Origin of the sequence: Lautropia dentalis, from assembly GCF_003892345.1 — a bacterium.
Taxonomy (GTDB): domain Bacteria; phylum Pseudomonadota; class Gammaproteobacteria; order Burkholderiales; family Burkholderiaceae_E; genus Lautropia; species Lautropia dentalis.
The window spans coordinates 1-16,641 of record NZ_RRUE01000002.1 but is presented as its reverse complement, the minus strand read 5'-3'; the positions used below and the strand labels follow the sequence as shown (position 1 = coordinate 16,641).

Genomic DNA, 16,641 nt, shown 5'->3' with positions numbered 1-16,641 from the left:
AGGGTACAGGCAGGGTACAGGCAGGGTACAGGCAGGAAGGGCGCGCGGCGTTTGACGCTGCCTCAGTCCCGACCCTATAATTTCAGGTTGCGCCTTCCTGGGTGGGAAGGTGTGTTCTTTGGAGGTTTCCATGTACGCGGTCATAAAAACCGGTGGCAAGCAATACAAGGTTGCTGCCGGCGACAAAATCAAGGTAGAACAGATATCCGCAGACATCGGAGCCGGCATCGAGATCGACCAGGTGCTCGCCGTCTACGATGGCGACAAGGTGAAGATCGGTGCGCCGCTGGTGGGTGGTGCAAGCGTGTCGGCTGTCGTCCTGTCTCAGGGTCGTCACAAAAAAGTACGCATCTTCAAGATGCGCCGGCGCAAGCACTACCAGAAGCGCCAGGGCCATCGCCAGAACTACACCGAGCTGTTCATCGCGCAGGTGTCGTCCGAGCTGGGCACCGACAAGGCCGAGGCACCGGCTCCCGTTGCTGCCTGAGTCATTTGGGCAATGCCTGAATAACCACAGTCCAAAGTATCAACCCGCCCTGTCCCGGGCCGCGTCCCGGGGCCTTCAGGGCATCTCGTGCAGGTAATCAGTCATGGCACAGAAGAAAGGCGGCGGCTCTACACGCAACGGCCGCGATTCCAAGCCAAAGATGCTGGGTGTCAAGGCCTACGGCGGTCAAACCGTGTCGGCCGGCTCCATCATCGTCCGTCAGCGCGGCACCCGTGTGCACGCGGGCCGCAACGTCGGCGTGGGCAAGGATCACACCCTGTTCGCGCTGATCGACGGCGTGGTCACCTTCGGTACCCACGGTCCGAAGAGCAACAAGGTGGTGAGCATCACCCCGCTGCTGGCCGAAGCTGCCTGAGCATCTTCACCGGCAACCATCAGGCGGCACCTGTGGGCTTGGCTCCAGGTGCCGCTGGTGTTTTCTGGGGTTCGTCTGCCGGTGGCCGCACTCGCGGCCGTACCCGCCGGGCGGGACGGCATGATGTGGGGCTTTTGGGGCACGCTCCATGACCGCTCTCCTACAATGCGGAAAGCAGACACACGCAAGAGGCGTGAAGATTCATGAAGTTCATCGATGAAGCCCGGATCGAAGTGATGGCCGGCAATGGCGGCAACGGGGCAGCGTCGTTTCGTCGCGAGAAGTTCATCCCGTTCGGCGGCCCCGACGGCGGTGATGGTGGCCGGGGCGGTTCGATTCTTGCCGAGGCCGACCGCAACATCAACACGCTGATCGACTTCCGCTACACCCGCAAGTACCAGGCGCGGCGGGGCGAAAACGGCCGTGGTTCCGACCAGTACGGCAAGGGCGGCGACGACATCCTGCTGCGCATGCCAGTGGGCACACAGATCTACGATGAAGATTCGGGTGAACTGCTGTTCGACCTGACCACCCATGGTGAGCGCGTCGTGCTGGCAAAGGGTGGGGATGGAGGGCTGGGCAACCTGCACTTCAAGAGCAGTACCAACCGTGCCCCCCGCAAGTCCACGCCGGGCTGGCCGGGCGAGGAGCGGCGCCTGAAGCTGGAGCTGAAGGTGCTGGCCGACGTGGGGCTGCTGGGCATGCCCAACGCCGGCAAATCCACTTTCATTTCGCAGGTATCCAATGCGCGACCGAAGGTGGCAGACTACCCGTTCACCACGCTGCATCCCAACCTGGGTGTGGTGCGCATCGACGAGGGGCGCAGCTTCGTGGTGGCCGATGTGCCGGGGCTGATCGGCGGCGCTGCCGAGGGCGCGGGCCTGGGGCACCGTTTTCTGCGGCACCTGCAGCGTACCCGGCTGCTGCTGCACCTGGTGGACATCTTCCCGTTCGACCCCGACCGTGATGTGGTGGACGAGGCCCGGACCATCATCGATGAACTGCGCAAGTACGACCCGGCGCTGTACGAAAAGCCACGCTGGCTGGTGCTGAACAAGGTCGACATGATGGCGCCGGACCAGGTGGCCGAGGTGCGCGAACGTCTGGTGCAGGCGCTCGACTGGCAGGGGCCGGTGTTCGAGATCTCGGCCATTGCCGGCCAGGGCTGTCGCGAGCTTTGTTATGCCATCTGGGACTATCTCGAATCGTTGCGTCCCCCCGAGGCCGTCGATCCGGATGTGCGCTTCGACCGCGATGCAGAAGTGCCAGATGGTGGTGCAGACGCGCGAGGTCGCGATGTGGACGTGCCAATCGGCGATGCAGAAGCGCAAGGCAGCGATGTGGGCGCGCCAGAAGGCGATTCGGAAGCGCGAGGCCGCAATGCGGAAACGCCAAACGTTTTGTCCGGCAATGCTGAGGGTACGGATCGCGCACCGGCTCACGACAGGGTCTGATCGGTGCCTGATTCCGCCGGCACGGAAAAGCGGCGAAAGCCGGTGCCGCAGTCGCAGCCGGTTTTTCCTTTCTGTCCGCGCCGGCGTCCGTCATGTCACGTGACGCAACGCGCCGGTTCTGCTGGCGCAATGCATCGGTTCTGCCGGTGCAACGCACCGGTTTTGCTGGCACAATGCATCGGCTCTATGCAGGATCAATTTCAAAAACGCAATACCCTTGGGTGCATATAAGACACATCTGGTGTTTTTCTGTTGTATTGGCGTGGTTTTGTCGCGACACGACAGGTGTTGCGCTAAAATTACATCCGCTCGAGGCGTTATCGCCCGGGGCACTATTTTTTCCGTGCGCTGATAATCCATGTGCCTCATGACATGATCGCCGGCGTGGCACTGCATGGTCGCTGGCGTGATACTTCCGTACCGGACGTTGCACGGACAGTCATGTCGGGCAGCAGTTCAATGGTTCCCAATCATGGAGCAGGCCAATGGCTCCTGAAGCCAATATGAATGGCGAGTTCGATTATGTGGTGGTGGGTGCCGGCACGGCCGGCTGCCTGTTGACCAACCGTCTGAGCGCCACCGGGGCAAGCGTGTGCCTGCTGGAGGCTGGCGGGGCCGACTGGAGTCCGCTCATTCACCTGCCGGTTGGCTACGTCTGGAACGTGCACAGCCGCCGGCTTACCTGGAACTTCACCACCGAGCCGGGCAGGGTGGTCCAGCGCAGCATCCGTCTGCCGCAGGGGCGCGTGCTCGGCGGCAGCAGCTCGATCAACGGCATGTCGTTCGTGCGCGGTCCGCGCGAAGACTACGACGCCTGGGCCGCTGCCGGCAACCCCGGCTGGTCCTATGCCGAGGTGCTGCCGTACTTCCGCCGCCTGGAGCAGAAGATCGGGGTGGGAGACGACCTCTACCGGGGCCGCGAAGGCGAGCTGCGCGTCACCGACCTCGACTGGCATCACCCCCTGTGCGACGCCTTTCTGGCCGGCATGGACGAACTGGGCATCCCGCGTACCTCCGACTACAACGGTGAACAGTACGAGGGGGCCGGATTCTTCCAGCGCACCATCCATGGTGGTCGCCGCCAGAGTTCGGCCGTGAGCTTTCTGCGGCCGGCGCGCCGGCGTCCGCAGGTCGATGTGCGTACCCGCGCCCAGGCCAGCCGCGTGCTGTTCGAGGGCCGGCGCGCGGTGGGCGTGCGCTATGTGCGGGGCGGGCCGAATGGCAGGGTCGAAACCGTGCGTGCCCGGCGGGAGGTCATTCTGGCGGCCGGCAGCATCAATTCGCCGAAGCTGCTGCAGATCTCCGGGGTGGGGCCGCGCCCGCTGCTCGAAACGCTGGGCGTGCCGGTGGTGCACGAACTGCCCGGCGTGGGCCAGAACCTGCAGGATCATTACCGCGTCCGGCTGGTGTCGAAGCTGCGCTATGTGCGCACCATCAACGAGCTGGTGAAGTTCCCGGGCGTCATTGCCCAGGGCTGGCGCTGGCTGCGCGGCAAGCCCAGCGTGCTGGGGCTCAGCGCCTCCATGGCACATGTGTTTGCCCGCAGCAGTGCCGAGGCAGTACGACCCGACATGGAGTATGTCTTTGCGCCGGCCAGTTTCCGCGGGGGCATCGTCGGCCTCATCGATGGCTGGCCGGGCATGACGATCGGCGCCTGGCAGTCGCGCCCCCTCAGTACCGGCCATGTCCACGCCATCAGCGACGACCCCTTCGAGGCGCCCTGCATCCAGCCCAACTACCTGAACGACGAACGCGACCAGCGCGTGCTGATCAACGGCATCCGTCTGGGCCGGCGCATGCTCGAAACTTCCTACCTGCGTCCCTTCCTCGACAGCGAGCAGGTGCCGGGGCCGGACTGCCGCAGCGACGACGAAGTGCTCGACTTCGCCCGGCGTACCGGCGAAACCGTCTACCACGTGGTGGGCAGCTGCCGGATGGGCCCCGCCGACCGGCCGGACTCGGTGGTCGATGCCTCGCTGCGCGTGCACGGCCTCGAGGGCCTGCGCGTGGTGGATGCCTCGATCATGCCGTCTCTGCCCTCGGTCAACACCAACGCCCCGTCGTTCATGATTGCCGAGAAGGGTGCAGACCTGATTCTGGGTACCTCCCCGCTGCCCCCGGCGCCCGTGTCCTGAGTGGCGCCCCGTCCCCTGCCCGTGTATTCCGACCTGTCCGGTAACCGGCAGGCGGGCGGCACGTCAGCAGTGGGCGTTCGGGGACGGACAGCAGGCGGGCGGGCTGGACATGGGCCAACCACCACACTGTCGGCAGGGCAACAGGCAGCGTGAGCAGTGGCAGGCGGTGCGCGGGCAGGAGGGCTTCTCCACCGGGCGGCAGGCGCGATCCGTCTGGCCGAAACCGTGGCGTAGTTCATTGCCTGCACCATCGAGTATTCGGCAAGATTCGTCGCATGAAAGCGACACACTTCACCCTCACGGCCGTTTCCGCACTGCTGGCCACAGTGCTTGCGGGCTGCGGCGGCGGCGGTGGCGGCGCCGGCGGGGTGGGCACACGGAGCCTCTCCGATGCCCCGGGCGACCTTGGCGCCTCCGCCCAGTACGCCAACCAGTGCGCGGTCGACAACACGCTGGCCCACAGCAGCAGTGGTGACTGGCTGGAAGGCTATCGCAAAGGGTCGCGCCAGACCGAACAGCAGTTCATCCGCGCCTACATGCAGGAAAGCTACCTCTGGTATGCCGACATGCCGCAGGTGAACGGGCAGCTGCCAGAATATCTGCAGGTCGGGCACGAAGAAGGGATGCAGAACTATTTCCGGGCGCTGCTGTCGCCCAAACTGACGGTCCGCGGCGCCCGCAAGGACCGCTTCAGCTTTGCCATACCCACCGCGGAGTGGAAGGCTTCCTCGCAGGCCGGTACGGCCAGCGGTTACGGGGTGGATCTGGGCATCCTGAAAAACGAAGTGCCGCGGGATGTGCGTGTGCTGGTGGTTCACGAGGGCACACCGGCTGCCCAGCAGGGCGTTTCGCGTGGTGACATGCTGGTGACGGTGACCACCGCCAGCGGCAAGCGTATCGACGTGGTCAACACCCAGGACGCCGCCGAGGTCGAGGAGCTGAACCGCGTGCTGTTCTCGGCCAATGATGGCGAGAAAACCGGCTTCGAACTCAAGCCGGTGGATGCGGAACAGCCCAACCGCCAGACCGTGCTCAGCGCCGGTGAATACCAGAAACCGCCGGTCCAGACGGCCAGTGTGATCACCACCGACGATGGTGCAAAGATCGGCTACCTGCAGTTCAACGGCTTTACCCTGCCGGTGGAATCGCAGCTCTTCAAAGCCGTTACCGACATGAAGAACCAGCAGGTGCAGGACGTGGTGGTGGACCTGCGCTACAACGGCGGCGGCTATCTGTACCAGTCGGCCCAGCTGGCCTACATGCTGAGCGATACTTCGCTGACCCAGGGCAAGGTGTTCGAACGCCTGCAATACAACGACAAGCGCAGGCGTGAAACCGAGGCATCCCAGAGCCAGATGCGCTTCATGTCCCAGACCACGGGCACCGAGGGCACGGGCACTAAGGCTGGCCAGTCCCTGCCCAACCTGGGCCTGAAGCGCGTGTACGTGCTGACCAGCAACAGCACCTGCTCGGCCAGCGAGTCGCTGGTCAATGGCCTGCGGGGTGTTGATGTGGAGGTGGTGCAGATCGGCAATACCACCTGCGGCAAGCCCTACGGCTTCACCGCGAAGGACAACTGCGGTATGTCATACTTCCCCATCGAGTTCGACGGCGTCAACGACAAGGGCGTCGGCGGCTTCGATGCCGGCTTCACGCCCAACTGCATGGTGGCAGACGATGTCACCCACCAGCTGGGCGACGTGAAGGAAAGCCTGCTGGCGGCGGCCCTCCATTACCGCCAGCATGGCAGCTGCCCGGCTTCTTCCGCAACCGTCCAGGGCAAGCAGCTGGGTGCGACCGGTGCCGATGGCACAGCCCGGCCGGCTGGCCGCATCCATGACCCGCGCATGGTGCGCAGCCCTGCCCTGACCAACAAGTTCCTGCTGCCATGACGTTCTCTGCGCTGCCCGCCACCGCCTCCCGATTCACTTCACACGTTGCCGGAGGGGGCGCGAGGGCAGCGCTGCTGGCACTGCTGGGCGCTGCCGTGCTGTCCGGCTGCGCCGCATCGGGCGAGCGCGCTGCCGGCGATGCTTCCGGCAGCTCGCGCCACGAGTCGCTGGAAGAGCGCATCCACCGTGAGGGCGCACACGAAGACGCGATGCAGGAACAGCAGGCGCGCGCCGCCGAACAGCTGTCGCAGGATCCGGGCGTGTCGCTGTCGGACCTGCCGCCCGCCCGGCTGGCCTCGCAGACCAGCAGATCCTGCCTGGCCGCCATCGAGACCGTGGCCGAGCGATTCAGTGGCCAGCGCGTGCTGCTGGGCAATGCGGCCTTTGTCGACAGCAGCGAGCTGGTTCTGGACCAGACCTTTGCCAAAGGGAAGGACGGGCAGATTCTCGACGGCAAGCGCCTGACCCCGCAGCCCTTCCTGATGCAGCTGCGCTTTGGCCCCCGCGGCTGCATGGTGGTCGTTCCGGCGCAATCGTCCGCCACCCGGCCCGTGCCCGCCTCGCAGCTGCTGCGCGAGTGCCGCTGCCTGCCGCCGCCGGTGAAACAGTAAGCGCCGCCAGACTTCCTGTTCCGTTCATGTTCTGTGCCGTTCCTGGCTGTCGGGGCCTGCCCCCTGATTGCGAACGAACAGGTTCATGGCACGCGCCTGGCTGTCCTGATGGAGGCAGGCGAGCGCCGGCGGAATCATGTGACGTTTGGCCCGTGTGGCCCCCTCTGCGATAATGCCCGGATTGCATACCATCTCACCTATCCGGCAGCGCAGACTGCCGCAGCTACATGGCCCAATACGTCTACACCATGAACCGGGTCGGCAAGACCGTCCCGCCCAAACGGCAGATCCTGAAGGATATATCGCTCAGCTTTTTCCCCGGTGCCAAGATCGGCGTGCTGGGTACCAACGGCGCCGGCAAATCCACCCTGCTCAAGATCATGGCAGGGCTCGACAAGGACATCGAGGGCGAAGCCACCCCCATGCCCGGCATCAAGGTGGGCTATCTGCCGCAGGAGCCGCAGCTCGACCCCGAGGACACCGTCCGCGAAGCCGTTGAAGGGGGCCTGGGCGAAATCGTCGAGGCCAAGCAGAAGCTGGAAGAAATCTACGCCGCCTACGCCGAGCCGGACGCCGACTTCGACGCCCTGGCCGCCGATCAGGCCAAATACGAGGCCATCATCCAGGCCGCCGGTACCGACAACATCGAGCTGCAGCTCGAAGTGGCCGCAGATGCCCTGCGCCTGCCGCCGTGGGATGCCAAAATCGGCAATCTCTCCGGCGGTGAGAAGCGCCGCGTGGCCCTCTGCCGCCTGCTGCTGTCGCGCCCCGACATGCTGCTGCTGGACGAGCCCACCAACCACCTCGATGCCGAAAGCGTCGACTGGCTGGAACAGTTCCTGCAGAAATTCACCGGCACCGTCGTGGCCGTCACCCACGACCGCTACTTCCTCGACAACGCCGCCGAGTGGATTCTGGAACTGGATCGTGGCAGCGGCATTCCCTGGCGTGGCAACTACAGCTCGTGGCTGGACCAGAAGAGCAATCGCCTGCGGCAGGAAGAGGCCGCCGAGTCCGCCCGCCAGAAAGCTCTGAAGAAGGAGCTGGAATGGGTGCGCCAGAACGCCAAGGGCCGTCAGGCCAAGAGCAAGGCCCGTCTGGCCCGCTTCGACGAACTGTCGTCCTACGAATACCAGCGCCGCAACGAGACGCAGGAGATCTTCATCCCCGTGGCCGAGCGCCTGGGCGATCAGGTCATCGAATTCAGCAACGTCTCCAAGGCCTACGGTGACCGCCTGCTGGTCGACAACCTCAGCTTCCAGATTCCGCCGGGGGCCATCGTCGGCATCATCGGCCCCAACGGCGCCGGCAAATCGACCATTTTCCGGATGATCACCGGCCGCGAAAAACCCGACAGCGGCGAAATCAAAATCGGCCACACCGTGCACATCGCGTACGTGGACCAGTCGCGCGAATCGCTGCAGAGCGACAAGACCGTCTGGGAGGACGTGTCCGGCGGGCTGGACATCATGAACGTCGGCAAGTTCGAAATGCAGTCGCGCGCCTACATCGGCCGCTTCAACTTCAAGGGGCCGGACCAGCAGAAACTGGTGGGCCAGCTTTCCGGCGGTGAACGCGGCCGCCTGCATCTGGCCAAGACGCTGCTGGAAGGCGGCAACGTGCTGCTGCTGGACGAACCGTCGAACGACCTGGACGTGGAAACCCTGCGTGCACTGGAAGACGCGCTGCTGGAATTTGCCGGCTGCTGCCTGGTCATTTCCCACGACCGCTGGTTCCTCGACCGCATTGCCACCCACATCCTGGCCGCCGAAGGCGATTCGCAATGGACCTTCTTTGCCGGCAACTACCGCGAATACGAAGAAGACAAGCGCCGCCGCCTGGGCGACGAGGCCGCCAAGCCGAAGCGTTTCCGGTACAAGTCGATTCACGTGTGATTGACGCAGGGGGGGCCTTCGGGCGCCCTTTGCGCATCTCTGGAGGGCTGACAATGGAAACCATCAAATACGATCAGGACATCGTGGCATGGGCCAGTCAGCAGGCCGAATTCCTGCGCGCAGGGCGATTCGACCTGCTCGATCTGAAAAATATTGCAGATGAGGTCGAAGACGTGGGCAGGAGCGAAAAACGGGAATTGCTGAGCCGGATGGCCGAGCTGATGGCGCATCTGCTGAAGTGGCATTTCCAGCCGGAACGGCGCGGGGCAAGCTGGGAAACCAGCATCCGCAAGCAGCGCAAGGGCATTGCACGTGCCCTGGAAGAAACGCCCAGCCTCAAGGCGGAGCTTGCCAGCGAGCGCTGGCAGCAGAACGCCTGGGATGAAGCCGTGAAACGTGCGGCCGACCAGACCGGCATTGGTTATTTTCCTGAATCCTGCCCATGGACGATGGCGCAGGTGCGCGACGAAGACTGGTTTCCGTCCTGAAAACTTCAGACCAGAATGGCTGTTCGATGGACAGGCCTCTGCGACCCGAGCGTGAAAGCGCTATCGCCAGCAGGACGGTGCTTCCGGGGCCAGGCGTTTCCGCTACAAATCAATTCATGTGAGACTGATCATGACCACCATCCACGACCTGCAGCCTGCCCGTGTCTGGCAGTATTTTCACCAGCTCACGCAGATTCCGCGCCCTTCGTTTCATGAAGAGGCCGTGCAGCAGTACGTGCTGGAAGAAGCCAAACGGCTGGGCCTGCCGGCCGAGCGCGATGCGGCCGGCAACATCCGCGTACGCAAGCCGGCCAGCCCCGGCCATGAAAATGCTCCCGGCGTGATTTTGCAGTCGCACCTCGACATGGTGCCGCAGAAAAATGCCGACAAGGTGCACGACTTCGAAAAGGATCCCATCACCACGAAAGTGCGGGAAGACGGCTGGCTGACGGCCGACGGCACCACGCTGGGCGCCGACAACGGCATTGGTGCAGCCACCGCACTGGCCGTGCTGGCCGATGAAACACTCGAGCATCCACCGCTGGAAGCCCTGTTCACGTCCACCGAAGAAACCGGCATGGTGGGGGCGCAGGGCCTGCAGCCCAACTGGCTGAATGGCAAATACCTGATCAACCTCGACACCGAGGAAGAGGGAGAACTGTGCATCGGTTGCGCGGGCGGCGTGGATGGTACCTACCGCATTCCGTACAGCACCCGCCCCGTGCAGCTTCCCGGCTGGCAACTGACCGTGAAAGGGCTGAAGGGCGGCCACTCCGGCATGGACATCATCAAGGGCCGGGGCAATGCCATTCTGGTGCTGGTGCGGGTGCTGGAAGCGCTGCAGCTGCATCTGAACGGGCAGGATGGTGAATTCGATGCCGCGGCCGTACCCGGTTCGCGTGAGGCACTGGCCCGGGGCAGCAAACAGACGGGGGCCGCTGCAGTCGCATCCGTAGCCGCGCCTGTGGCCGCTGCAGGCAAGGATGTATCCCTGTCCGGCGACATGTCTGCTCCGCCGGCGGTACGCGTGGTGCTGGCTGATCTGCAGGGCGGCAACCTGCGCAATGCCATCCCGCGTGAGGCGCATGCACGGATCGGCTTTCTGGTGTCCGCACCGGGTATGGCGTGTGAAAATGAACGGGCAGGAGCAGGTGCCTCAGCCCAGGGGTCTGGCTCCGCCGCCAGCGTGGAAGCCCTGGTGGCCGATGTGCAAGCCTGGCTGCAGGAACTGCAGCAGACCCTGCGTCGTGGACTGCCGCCCGAAGATGCCGGCCTGAGCATCACGCTGGAACCGGCTGCAGAAATTACCGAAGAGCTGGCGGATGCGCCACGGGTACTGGATGCGCTGCGCGCCATGCCCAATGGTGTGGACCGCATGACCGTTTCCATGCCGGGCCTGGTGGAAACCTCCACCAATCTGGCCGCCGTGGCATGCGACGGCAAGGCCGTGCACATCCGCTGCCTGCTGCGCTCATCCGACGATGCCCAGAAAACGGACCTGGCGCGCCGCATGGCCAGCGTAGTGCGACTGGCCGGTGGCACGTCGGAATATGCAGCCGATTACAGTGGCTGGCAGCCCAAACCGGATTCTGAGCTGGTGCGCCTGTTCGTGCGTACCGGAGAAAAGATGTTTGGACGCAAGCCGCTGGTGTCGGCCATTCATGCCGGGCTGGAATGCGGCATCATGGCAAGGAACTACCCGCACTGGGAGATGATCTCCTTCGGCCCCACCATTACCGGTGCACATTCGCCAGACGAGGCCGTGAAAATCGATACGGTGGGGCGGTTCTACGACTGGCTGAAGCTTTGCCTGCGGGAGCTGGCGCAGGAAAAGGTTTGATTCGGGCGTACCTTTACGAAGCCTGGCCGGCCTTCTGCAGGAGCAGGCTGCTGAACTGCAGAAGGTCGTCCAGGTGATGCTGGATGATGTCGATGGCCACGGGAATGATGACCGACTGGTAATCGTGCACCACCAGATTGCGGAAACCGGCCATGCGCTTGAGTGTGTCGGCCAGCGACGGCGGAATCCAGCCGTGCTGGGCGAGCAGATCGAATGCATCACGTGCCCTTTGAGGAACCCCCAGGTTCTTCTGGCGAACCAGATGGAAGGCCAGATCGATGGCCGCTTCGCAGGCCCGCTGAATGTTCAGGATGGCGGCATCCTGATGGGTGTAGTCGGTGGCAAACCCGGCGGGGTTGGCGTTGTACTCGGACCGTGCGCGGGCAACACACCGTTCGATGGTGGTGCTCTTGTTGATCAGGATGTCGTCGGTCATGTCAGATGGCGTCCGTTTGCAGAGAGGGACAAGGGGTATTGGTTGACCCTGGACAGCGCGGTCATGTCAGTAAACTGAACCACGTTGACGGATGTCTTCCAGAATGCCGGCGCGCCGTTCGTCAAGATCGATTTTTTCCCTGAGCACAAAAATTTCGAAAAGATCGGCTGGATAGTCCACGGCCCACCAGCGCTCCCCGGTTGTCAGTATCTGGTACTGCATGACGGTGGACGCAGCCCGAATGTCCAGCAGATCGACATCACAGCCAGCCAGATCGGCCAGATCACTGGACAGGTTGAACAGGGTCAGTGCGTCTGCGCGTCTCTTCATCAGAACGGCCAGATCCAGATCGCTGTCGGGCCGCGCGTGGCCGGTGATCTGGCTGCCGAATGCGTAGACCGCCTGCAGGTCCGGGATGCGGGTGCGCAGGTATTCGACCATCGATGCTGCATGGCTGCGAGGGAAGCCTGTGCGGACTTTGCCAGGGGGGCTGCTGTTCACTGGGCGCTCCTGTGGTTGTGTGGTGTGCGCGCGGTGTGGAAGGGCGTAGGTGTCGAAGTAACTTCTGGCGGTTTCAGTGCCTGTATGGTCTGCGCTGCAGTGCGGACATGTTGCCGGGCTGCCATGGCTGTTTCATCGGTTTGATGCGAATGTCAGGCTGCCACCGCGGCTGCATCGGCTGGGCTGGTTTGGGGGGCGTTTTCGGGGTGCGGGGTGTGTGCCAGCGGAACGACCGCCAGACGCAGGCCCAGCGCGTGCAGAATGGCATTGAGGCTGCTGAGGCGCGGGTTGCCCTGGCCGGAAAGGGTGCGATAGAGGCTTTTTTCGTTGAGGCCGGCACGGGCGGATATCTGGCTGATGCCGCCCTGGGCCTGAGCCAGCTGGCGCAGGATGACAAGAAGCTCTCCCTGTGTGCAGCCTTCTTCCAGCAGCGTGTTGAGAGACTCGACCGCAAGAGCAGGGTCATCACGGAAGACCTCTGCCATGACATCGTCATACAGTTTGTCTTTCATCGGGTTTTCCATTCCATGAAGTAGCGGATTGCCGTCTGGATGTCGGCGCTCTGGGTTGATTTGTTGCCGCCGGTCAGGAGCAGTATCACGACATCTCCATCGCGTGCGTAGTAGATCCGGTAGCCGGAACCCGTGGGGATGCGGAGTTCGTGCACCCCATGCCCAACGGGCTTGTGGTCGCCGAAGTGCCCATTGGCGACACGTGAAAGCCGGGCAACGATGGCCCGCCTGCCGACGGGATCCCGCAGGCTGGTCAGCCAGTCCTGAAAGAGGTTTCGACCGCTTTGGGTGATATAGGTTTTGAGAATGTACATGACATTGTCGCTTATAGGCTACTTTCCGTCAATGTGTGCCCGGCAGGCTGATGCATTCCGGTTGTGACGCTGTGCGGTACAGGGCAGCCAGGTCCCGTCAGGTCTGGAGGAGGCCGCAAGGGGCCTGCCTTGCCGGTGCAGAGCGCCGTGAGCCCACAGACTGAGGCCCGTGCAAGGACGAAGAGAAGAGCCCATGACATACTCAGGGTGCCGGACCACGGAGTGCATTCAACAGACAAGCATGATACTGTTTATTTTGTCAGTTGTATTGACAGAATGTGCTTTGCGAGAGGCGGGGGCTGTCCGTCACAGATACGCTCGCGTTGTGCCTGAATGCAGGCATTTCAGGCAACCCACGGAGGTGCAAGATGCCATCAGTGACCATCCGGAATGTTCCTGACGAGGTGTACAGGGCCATTCGTGCGCAGGCTGCCCTGAAGGGACGCAGCCTGGAAGCGGAGCTGCTCGATATCATCGCAAGGGCTGCCAGACCAGAGCATCGTATCCGTTTCGGCTCGATGATGGCTGGGCTCAGTCGTCGTGATGGCGGGCTTAGTGACGAGGAGCTGGCGGTGTTTGAAGGTAGCCAGCAGGGCGGTCCGGCCGGAGCGGCCGTTTTTGAATGATTCTCCCGGACGCAAACGTCATCGCGGAGCTGATGCGGTATGTGCCGGACCAGAGGGGCTGCCACCGGGTCAGTGTTTTCAGTTGGCCCAAGATGGACGATCAAGGCTGTGCTTCGAAGGGGTGTACCTGAATATCGGCGTCGGGGAACGAGGCAACCAGTTTCAGCTCGCCACCAAGCGCCCTGATGTAATCGCGCAATGTGCTGACATACATGTCTTCCCGACGCTCGAGTCTGGAAATGGCAGCCTGCTCCACGCTCATGGAACGGGCTACTTCAATCTGGGTTATGCTGCGAGCCTTGCGAAGCTCCTGAAGCTGCATCTCCAGAAGCATGGCTTCGGCACGAGCCGCTGCGCGAGCTTGAGAATCGGGTGACATTCTGGCGCGCAGTTCACTGAATTTCTTTGCCATCGAAATATCCTTCGTTCTTCAGGGTATCAAGGTGTACGCTGTACAGGCTGTCTGCGACAGGAACGTGGGTGGAGTACCAACGTTTGTCCCCTGTCTTGTCACCCCCGATGAGGAGGATGACGAAACGCCGGGGGTCGAATGCATAGAGGATCCGATATGGGCGCCCTTGGTGCTGGATACGAAGCTCCCGCATGTGCGGGTACCTTGAACCATGGATGCTGGATGTGTGAGGAAAGCCGAGATCTGGCCCTCGTTCTTCAAGTAGCTGGACAGAAGCCGCGATTGATTCCTGCTCCGCCTCATTCAACCCCTCCCACCATATGCCTAACTCGTCTGTGTACTCAACCTCCCACTTCATGTAAAGTATTCCTTACAAAGCATATGATGTCAAGAGCATATTATACATCCAATTACGTGGGAATAACCGCTGGCCAATTGGCCGGCCGGGAGGAGGGGAAGAAGGGCGCGGTGAAGGGGGTACTGGGAAAAGAGTGTTCTTTCCGCAATGTGTGCGCAGCGTATAGATTGGATCAAGGCGACGCTGGAGAGCCCTGCTGCCCCGTTGTTCGAATGCTGGACAAGTAGCGGTCTGGCGGCCGCGCGCTGGATTGGCTTCTTCCACGGAGCAGGGAAGCCACCAGCGCCTGTGCCGTCACCGGTATACCCTCCGCAAGCGGCACACCTCACTGCAGCCGGAACACCTCTTCCAGCGACTGTGCCGTCAGGATGCTGTCGGTCCAGCGATCCAGCTCGCCCTGGGTGGCACCCTGCAGCCGGGTTTCGGTGGCTTTGTCGAGTGTGCCGAACCGGCGGGTCAGCTGCCGGACCAGCGTCTTCAGCTGGCCTTCGAGGCGGCCTTCCTGCTGGCCTTCAAGACGACCCTGTTGCCGCCCCTCGATGCGGCCCTCTTCGTACCAGCGTGCTGTCAGTTGGTTCATGCGTTGTTTCTCCTGTGGGTATTGCTGCCCGAGCAGTTGCCGTTCTTCGGTGTTCAGTGTCAGATAGAGTTCCATGATGCTCAGTTGCTCAGAGCGTGTCATGGACTCATTCGTCCCCGCGAAACCCCCTTTGGGCGTGCAGGACAAGGCGGCAGGGCCGCAGAATCCTGGATGGCTTCAAGGCACTGCCAACGCAGTCATGCGCGCCCAAAGGGGGTTTCCCTCCGGGCTGGCCCCAAATCCGCGCGCTGCCGGCGTTGCCCTGCTTGGCAAGGCGACCAGCCTTGCCTGCGCAGTGCGCCTTGTCAGCACACGGATTTGAGGCCAGCGCGGGGACGAATGAGTCCATGACACGCTCTAGCTGCCGGTCGGGGTCGGGCTCCAGCGCCAGAATCCCCTTCCAGGCCTGGCCGTATACCCGGACCCGGGCTTCTGGGGTGTGGGGGTAACACATCATCACCGTCATGATGCGGGCGAGGATGTTGGGGCTTTCGGCGTAGGCGGCGGCGTCCATCGAGGCCAGGTGCCAGTGCGGGATGCGGAACTGCAGCGGGTACAGGTGGTCGCCCCCAAGTGATAGCTGCGCTTCCATTTTGCCACGCTTGAGGCAGATGACAATGGGCAGTGCCCGCCGGGTGCCCTCGCGGCGCATGACGCGCACGGTGTAGCTCAGCAGACGCTCGGGGTTGAAGCGGGAGGGGATGGTTTCTTCTTCCAGCAGGATGACCAGGTCCTCGCGGGAACCGTCGCGCCAGCGTACGCGCATCGGCATGTCGAGGATCTGCTTGCCCTCGGTCATCTGCTCTTCGAGCGGTTCCTGCCCGAGGAAGGTGATCTCGATGTCGTCGTCGAGGCCGATCTTCTCACCGGCGGCAAAGAAGGCCAGTGCCGCCTGCGGGTAGTCCTGGACCAGGTTCTTGAATACCCAGTCGTGGTCGACGGCCGGCGTTCTGGCCGGAGCCGATGCTGGCGCGGGGGCAGATGGCGTGCGACCGGGGGCGTCCGGATTGGGAGGCGCTTGCCCTGTCCCTTCAGGAATCGGGTCGGGTGGAGCCTGGGGGTTTGGGGTTTTGTCGGAATCGTGACCGGCGCTCATGTTGAATGCCCGTGGGTGTTCGTGAAAACAGCCCGGACATTTCAGTAGGAAGGCAAGGGGATGGCATGGGCAGGATGCCGGTTCTGGCCATCTGGTCTAGGCCGGATGGAGAATTGGGGGGAGCGTATCCCGCGGTACTGTTGGTCGTGCAGACGGCTGGTTTGCTGGATGGGGTGTTTGGGCTGCACTGAGGAGTGATGACTGTTCGACCTTGAGATACCCGTGATATGGTGCATACAGAAAGCCAGCAGGGATGAGCGGGAAGCCCTTCGACTTCCCGCTCGTGCGGGTACTAACAAGCTACAGAATTACTTGCCGTTACGCGCAGCAGAACTTTGGGCGCGGGAGGCGAAGCTTCCACTGGGGACGCTACCACCGTTTTCTCAGGCTGTGGATGATAGAGGATCTGAACAACAAGGTTCAGCTCATTCAGCGCCGTGCTTACGTATATTGGGATGAGGGCCATCTGAGGCTAAAGGTCATCGCCATCCATCACCCGAAAACGCCCAATTGCACTCATGCTTATCCGCGAAGCATCGTAAGTGGTCCATTATGAACATTCTGTTCATCTGACTTGCGTTCAGTCATAGTTGCCTCCTTTGCAACCCGATCAGGATGGAGGCATTCA

General features: G+C 62.9%; 17 protein-coding genes and 1 pseudogene. 10 read left to right on the top strand and 8 right to left on the bottom strand.

All coding sequences use genetic code 11. The features are described from left to right. The first annotated feature begins 130 nt into the window (after positions 1-130). From rplU to EHV23_RS08040, 9 genes and pseudogenes are all read left to right on the top strand, one after another. The gene (gene rplU / locus EHV23_RS08080) at positions 131-487 is read left to right on the top strand and encodes a 50S ribosomal protein L21 (protein WP_125095632.1); all 357 of its coding nucleotides are present in this window, start codon (positions 131-133) and stop codon (positions 485-487) included. Positions 488-590: 103 nt separating this feature from the next. Beyond that, positions 591-863: a 50S ribosomal protein L27 gene (gene rpmA, locus EHV23_RS08075; RefSeq protein WP_125095631.1), complete on the top strand. Its 273-nt coding sequence runs from the start codon at positions 591-593 to the stop codon at positions 861-863. Positions 864-1,066: 203 nt separating this feature from the next. Beyond that, positions 1,067-2,164 (top strand): annotated as a pseudogene (gene obgE, locus EHV23_RS08070) (GTPase ObgE); the annotation flags it as partial. 638 nt (positions 2,165-2,802) lie between these two features. Beyond that, on the top strand, positions 2,803-4,452 hold the full coding sequence (locus EHV23_RS08065; protein WP_125095630.1) for a GMC family oxidoreductase: 1,650 nt from the start codon (positions 2,803-2,805) through the stop codon (positions 4,450-4,452). 275 nt (positions 4,453-4,727) lie between these two features. Further along, positions 4,728-6,344 (top strand): S41 family peptidase, encoded by a 1,617-nt coding sequence (locus tag EHV23_RS08060; protein ID WP_125095629.1) that lies wholly within the window; start codon positions 4,728-4,730, stop codon positions 6,342-6,344. Continuing rightward, complete coding sequence (locus tag EHV23_RS08055; RefSeq protein WP_125095628.1) at positions 6,341-6,955, top strand: hypothetical protein; 615 nt, start codon at positions 6,341-6,343, stop codon at positions 6,953-6,955. The genes EHV23_RS08060 and EHV23_RS08055 overlap by 4 nt, the downstream gene beginning before the upstream one ends. Positions 6,956-7,182: 227 nt before the next feature. After that, complete coding sequence (ettA, locus tag EHV23_RS08050) at positions 7,183-8,850, top strand: energy-dependent translational throttle protein EttA (RefSeq protein WP_125095627.1); 1,668 nt, start codon at positions 7,183-7,185, stop codon at positions 8,848-8,850. 53 nt (positions 8,851-8,903) lie between these two features. Next, entirely contained in the window at positions 8,904-9,338 is a 435-nt protein-coding gene (locus EHV23_RS08045; protein WP_125095626.1) for a DUF29 domain-containing protein, read from the top strand. 130 nt (positions 9,339-9,468) lie between these two features. Further along, entirely contained in the window at positions 9,469-11,178 is a 1,710-nt protein-coding gene (locus tag EHV23_RS08040) for an aminoacyl-histidine dipeptidase (RefSeq protein ID WP_125095625.1), read from the top strand. 13 nt (positions 11,179-11,191) lie between these two features. Here the strand turns inward: EHV23_RS08040 and hepT are convergent, their stop codons facing one another. The 4 genes from hepT to EHV23_RS08020 all read right to left on the bottom strand — a co-directional run bounded on the left by hepT (position 11,192) and on the right by EHV23_RS08020 (position 12,941). Further along, positions 11,192-11,614 carry a type VII toxin-antitoxin system HepT family RNase toxin gene (gene hepT, locus EHV23_RS08035; protein WP_125095624.1) on the bottom strand — a complete coding sequence of 141 codons (423 nt, stop codon included), beginning with the start codon at positions 11,612-11,614 and terminating at the stop codon, positions 11,192-11,194. A gap of 66 nt (positions 11,615-11,680) precedes the next feature. Next, on the bottom strand, positions 11,681-12,055 hold the full coding sequence (gene mntA, locus EHV23_RS08030; RefSeq protein ID WP_125095623.1) for a type VII toxin-antitoxin system MntA family adenylyltransferase antitoxin: 375 nt from the start codon (positions 12,053-12,055) through the stop codon (positions 11,681-11,683). Positions 12,056-12,267: 212 nt separating this feature from the next. Beyond that, complete coding sequence (locus EHV23_RS08025) at positions 12,268-12,627, bottom strand: helix-turn-helix domain-containing transcriptional regulator (protein ID WP_125095622.1); 360 nt, start codon at positions 12,625-12,627, stop codon at positions 12,268-12,270. Continuing rightward, complete coding sequence (locus EHV23_RS08020; RefSeq protein ID WP_125095621.1) at positions 12,624-12,941, bottom strand: type II toxin-antitoxin system RelE/ParE family toxin; 318 nt, start codon at positions 12,939-12,941, stop codon at positions 12,624-12,626. Before EHV23_RS08020 ends, EHV23_RS08025 begins: the two co-directional genes overlap by 4 nt. A 368-nt stretch (positions 12,942-13,309) precedes the next feature. Here EHV23_RS08020 and EHV23_RS08015 point away from each other — a divergent pair, with 368 nt between their 5' ends. Then, complete coding sequence (locus tag EHV23_RS08015) at positions 13,310-13,567, top strand: FitA-like ribbon-helix-helix domain-containing protein (protein WP_125095620.1); 258 nt, start codon at positions 13,310-13,312, stop codon at positions 13,565-13,567. Between the two features lie 100 nt (positions 13,568-13,667). Here EHV23_RS08015 and EHV23_RS08010 read toward each other — a convergent pair whose 3' ends face one another. The 4 genes from EHV23_RS08010 to EHV23_RS07995 all read right to left on the bottom strand — a co-directional run bounded on the left by EHV23_RS08010 (position 13,668) and on the right by EHV23_RS07995 (position 16,013). After that, entirely contained in the window at positions 13,668-13,979 is a 312-nt protein-coding gene (locus EHV23_RS08010; protein ID WP_125095619.1) for a helix-turn-helix domain-containing protein, read from the bottom strand. After that, on the bottom strand, positions 13,960-14,337 hold the full coding sequence (locus tag EHV23_RS08005; RefSeq protein ID WP_125095618.1) for a type II toxin-antitoxin system RelE/ParE family toxin: 378 nt from the start codon (positions 14,335-14,337) through the stop codon (positions 13,960-13,962). Before EHV23_RS08005 ends, EHV23_RS08010 begins: the two co-directional genes overlap by 20 nt. Positions 14,338-14,662: 325 nt before the next feature. Continuing rightward, entirely contained in the window at positions 14,663-14,917 is a 255-nt protein-coding gene (locus EHV23_RS08000; RefSeq protein ID WP_158615893.1) for a DUF4351 domain-containing protein, read from the bottom strand. 106 nt (positions 14,918-15,023) lie between these two features. Continuing rightward, entirely contained in the window at positions 15,024-16,013 is a 990-nt protein-coding gene (locus EHV23_RS07995) for an RpnC/YadD family protein (protein WP_125095616.1), read from the bottom strand. Positions 16,014-16,641 lie beyond the last annotated feature (628 nt).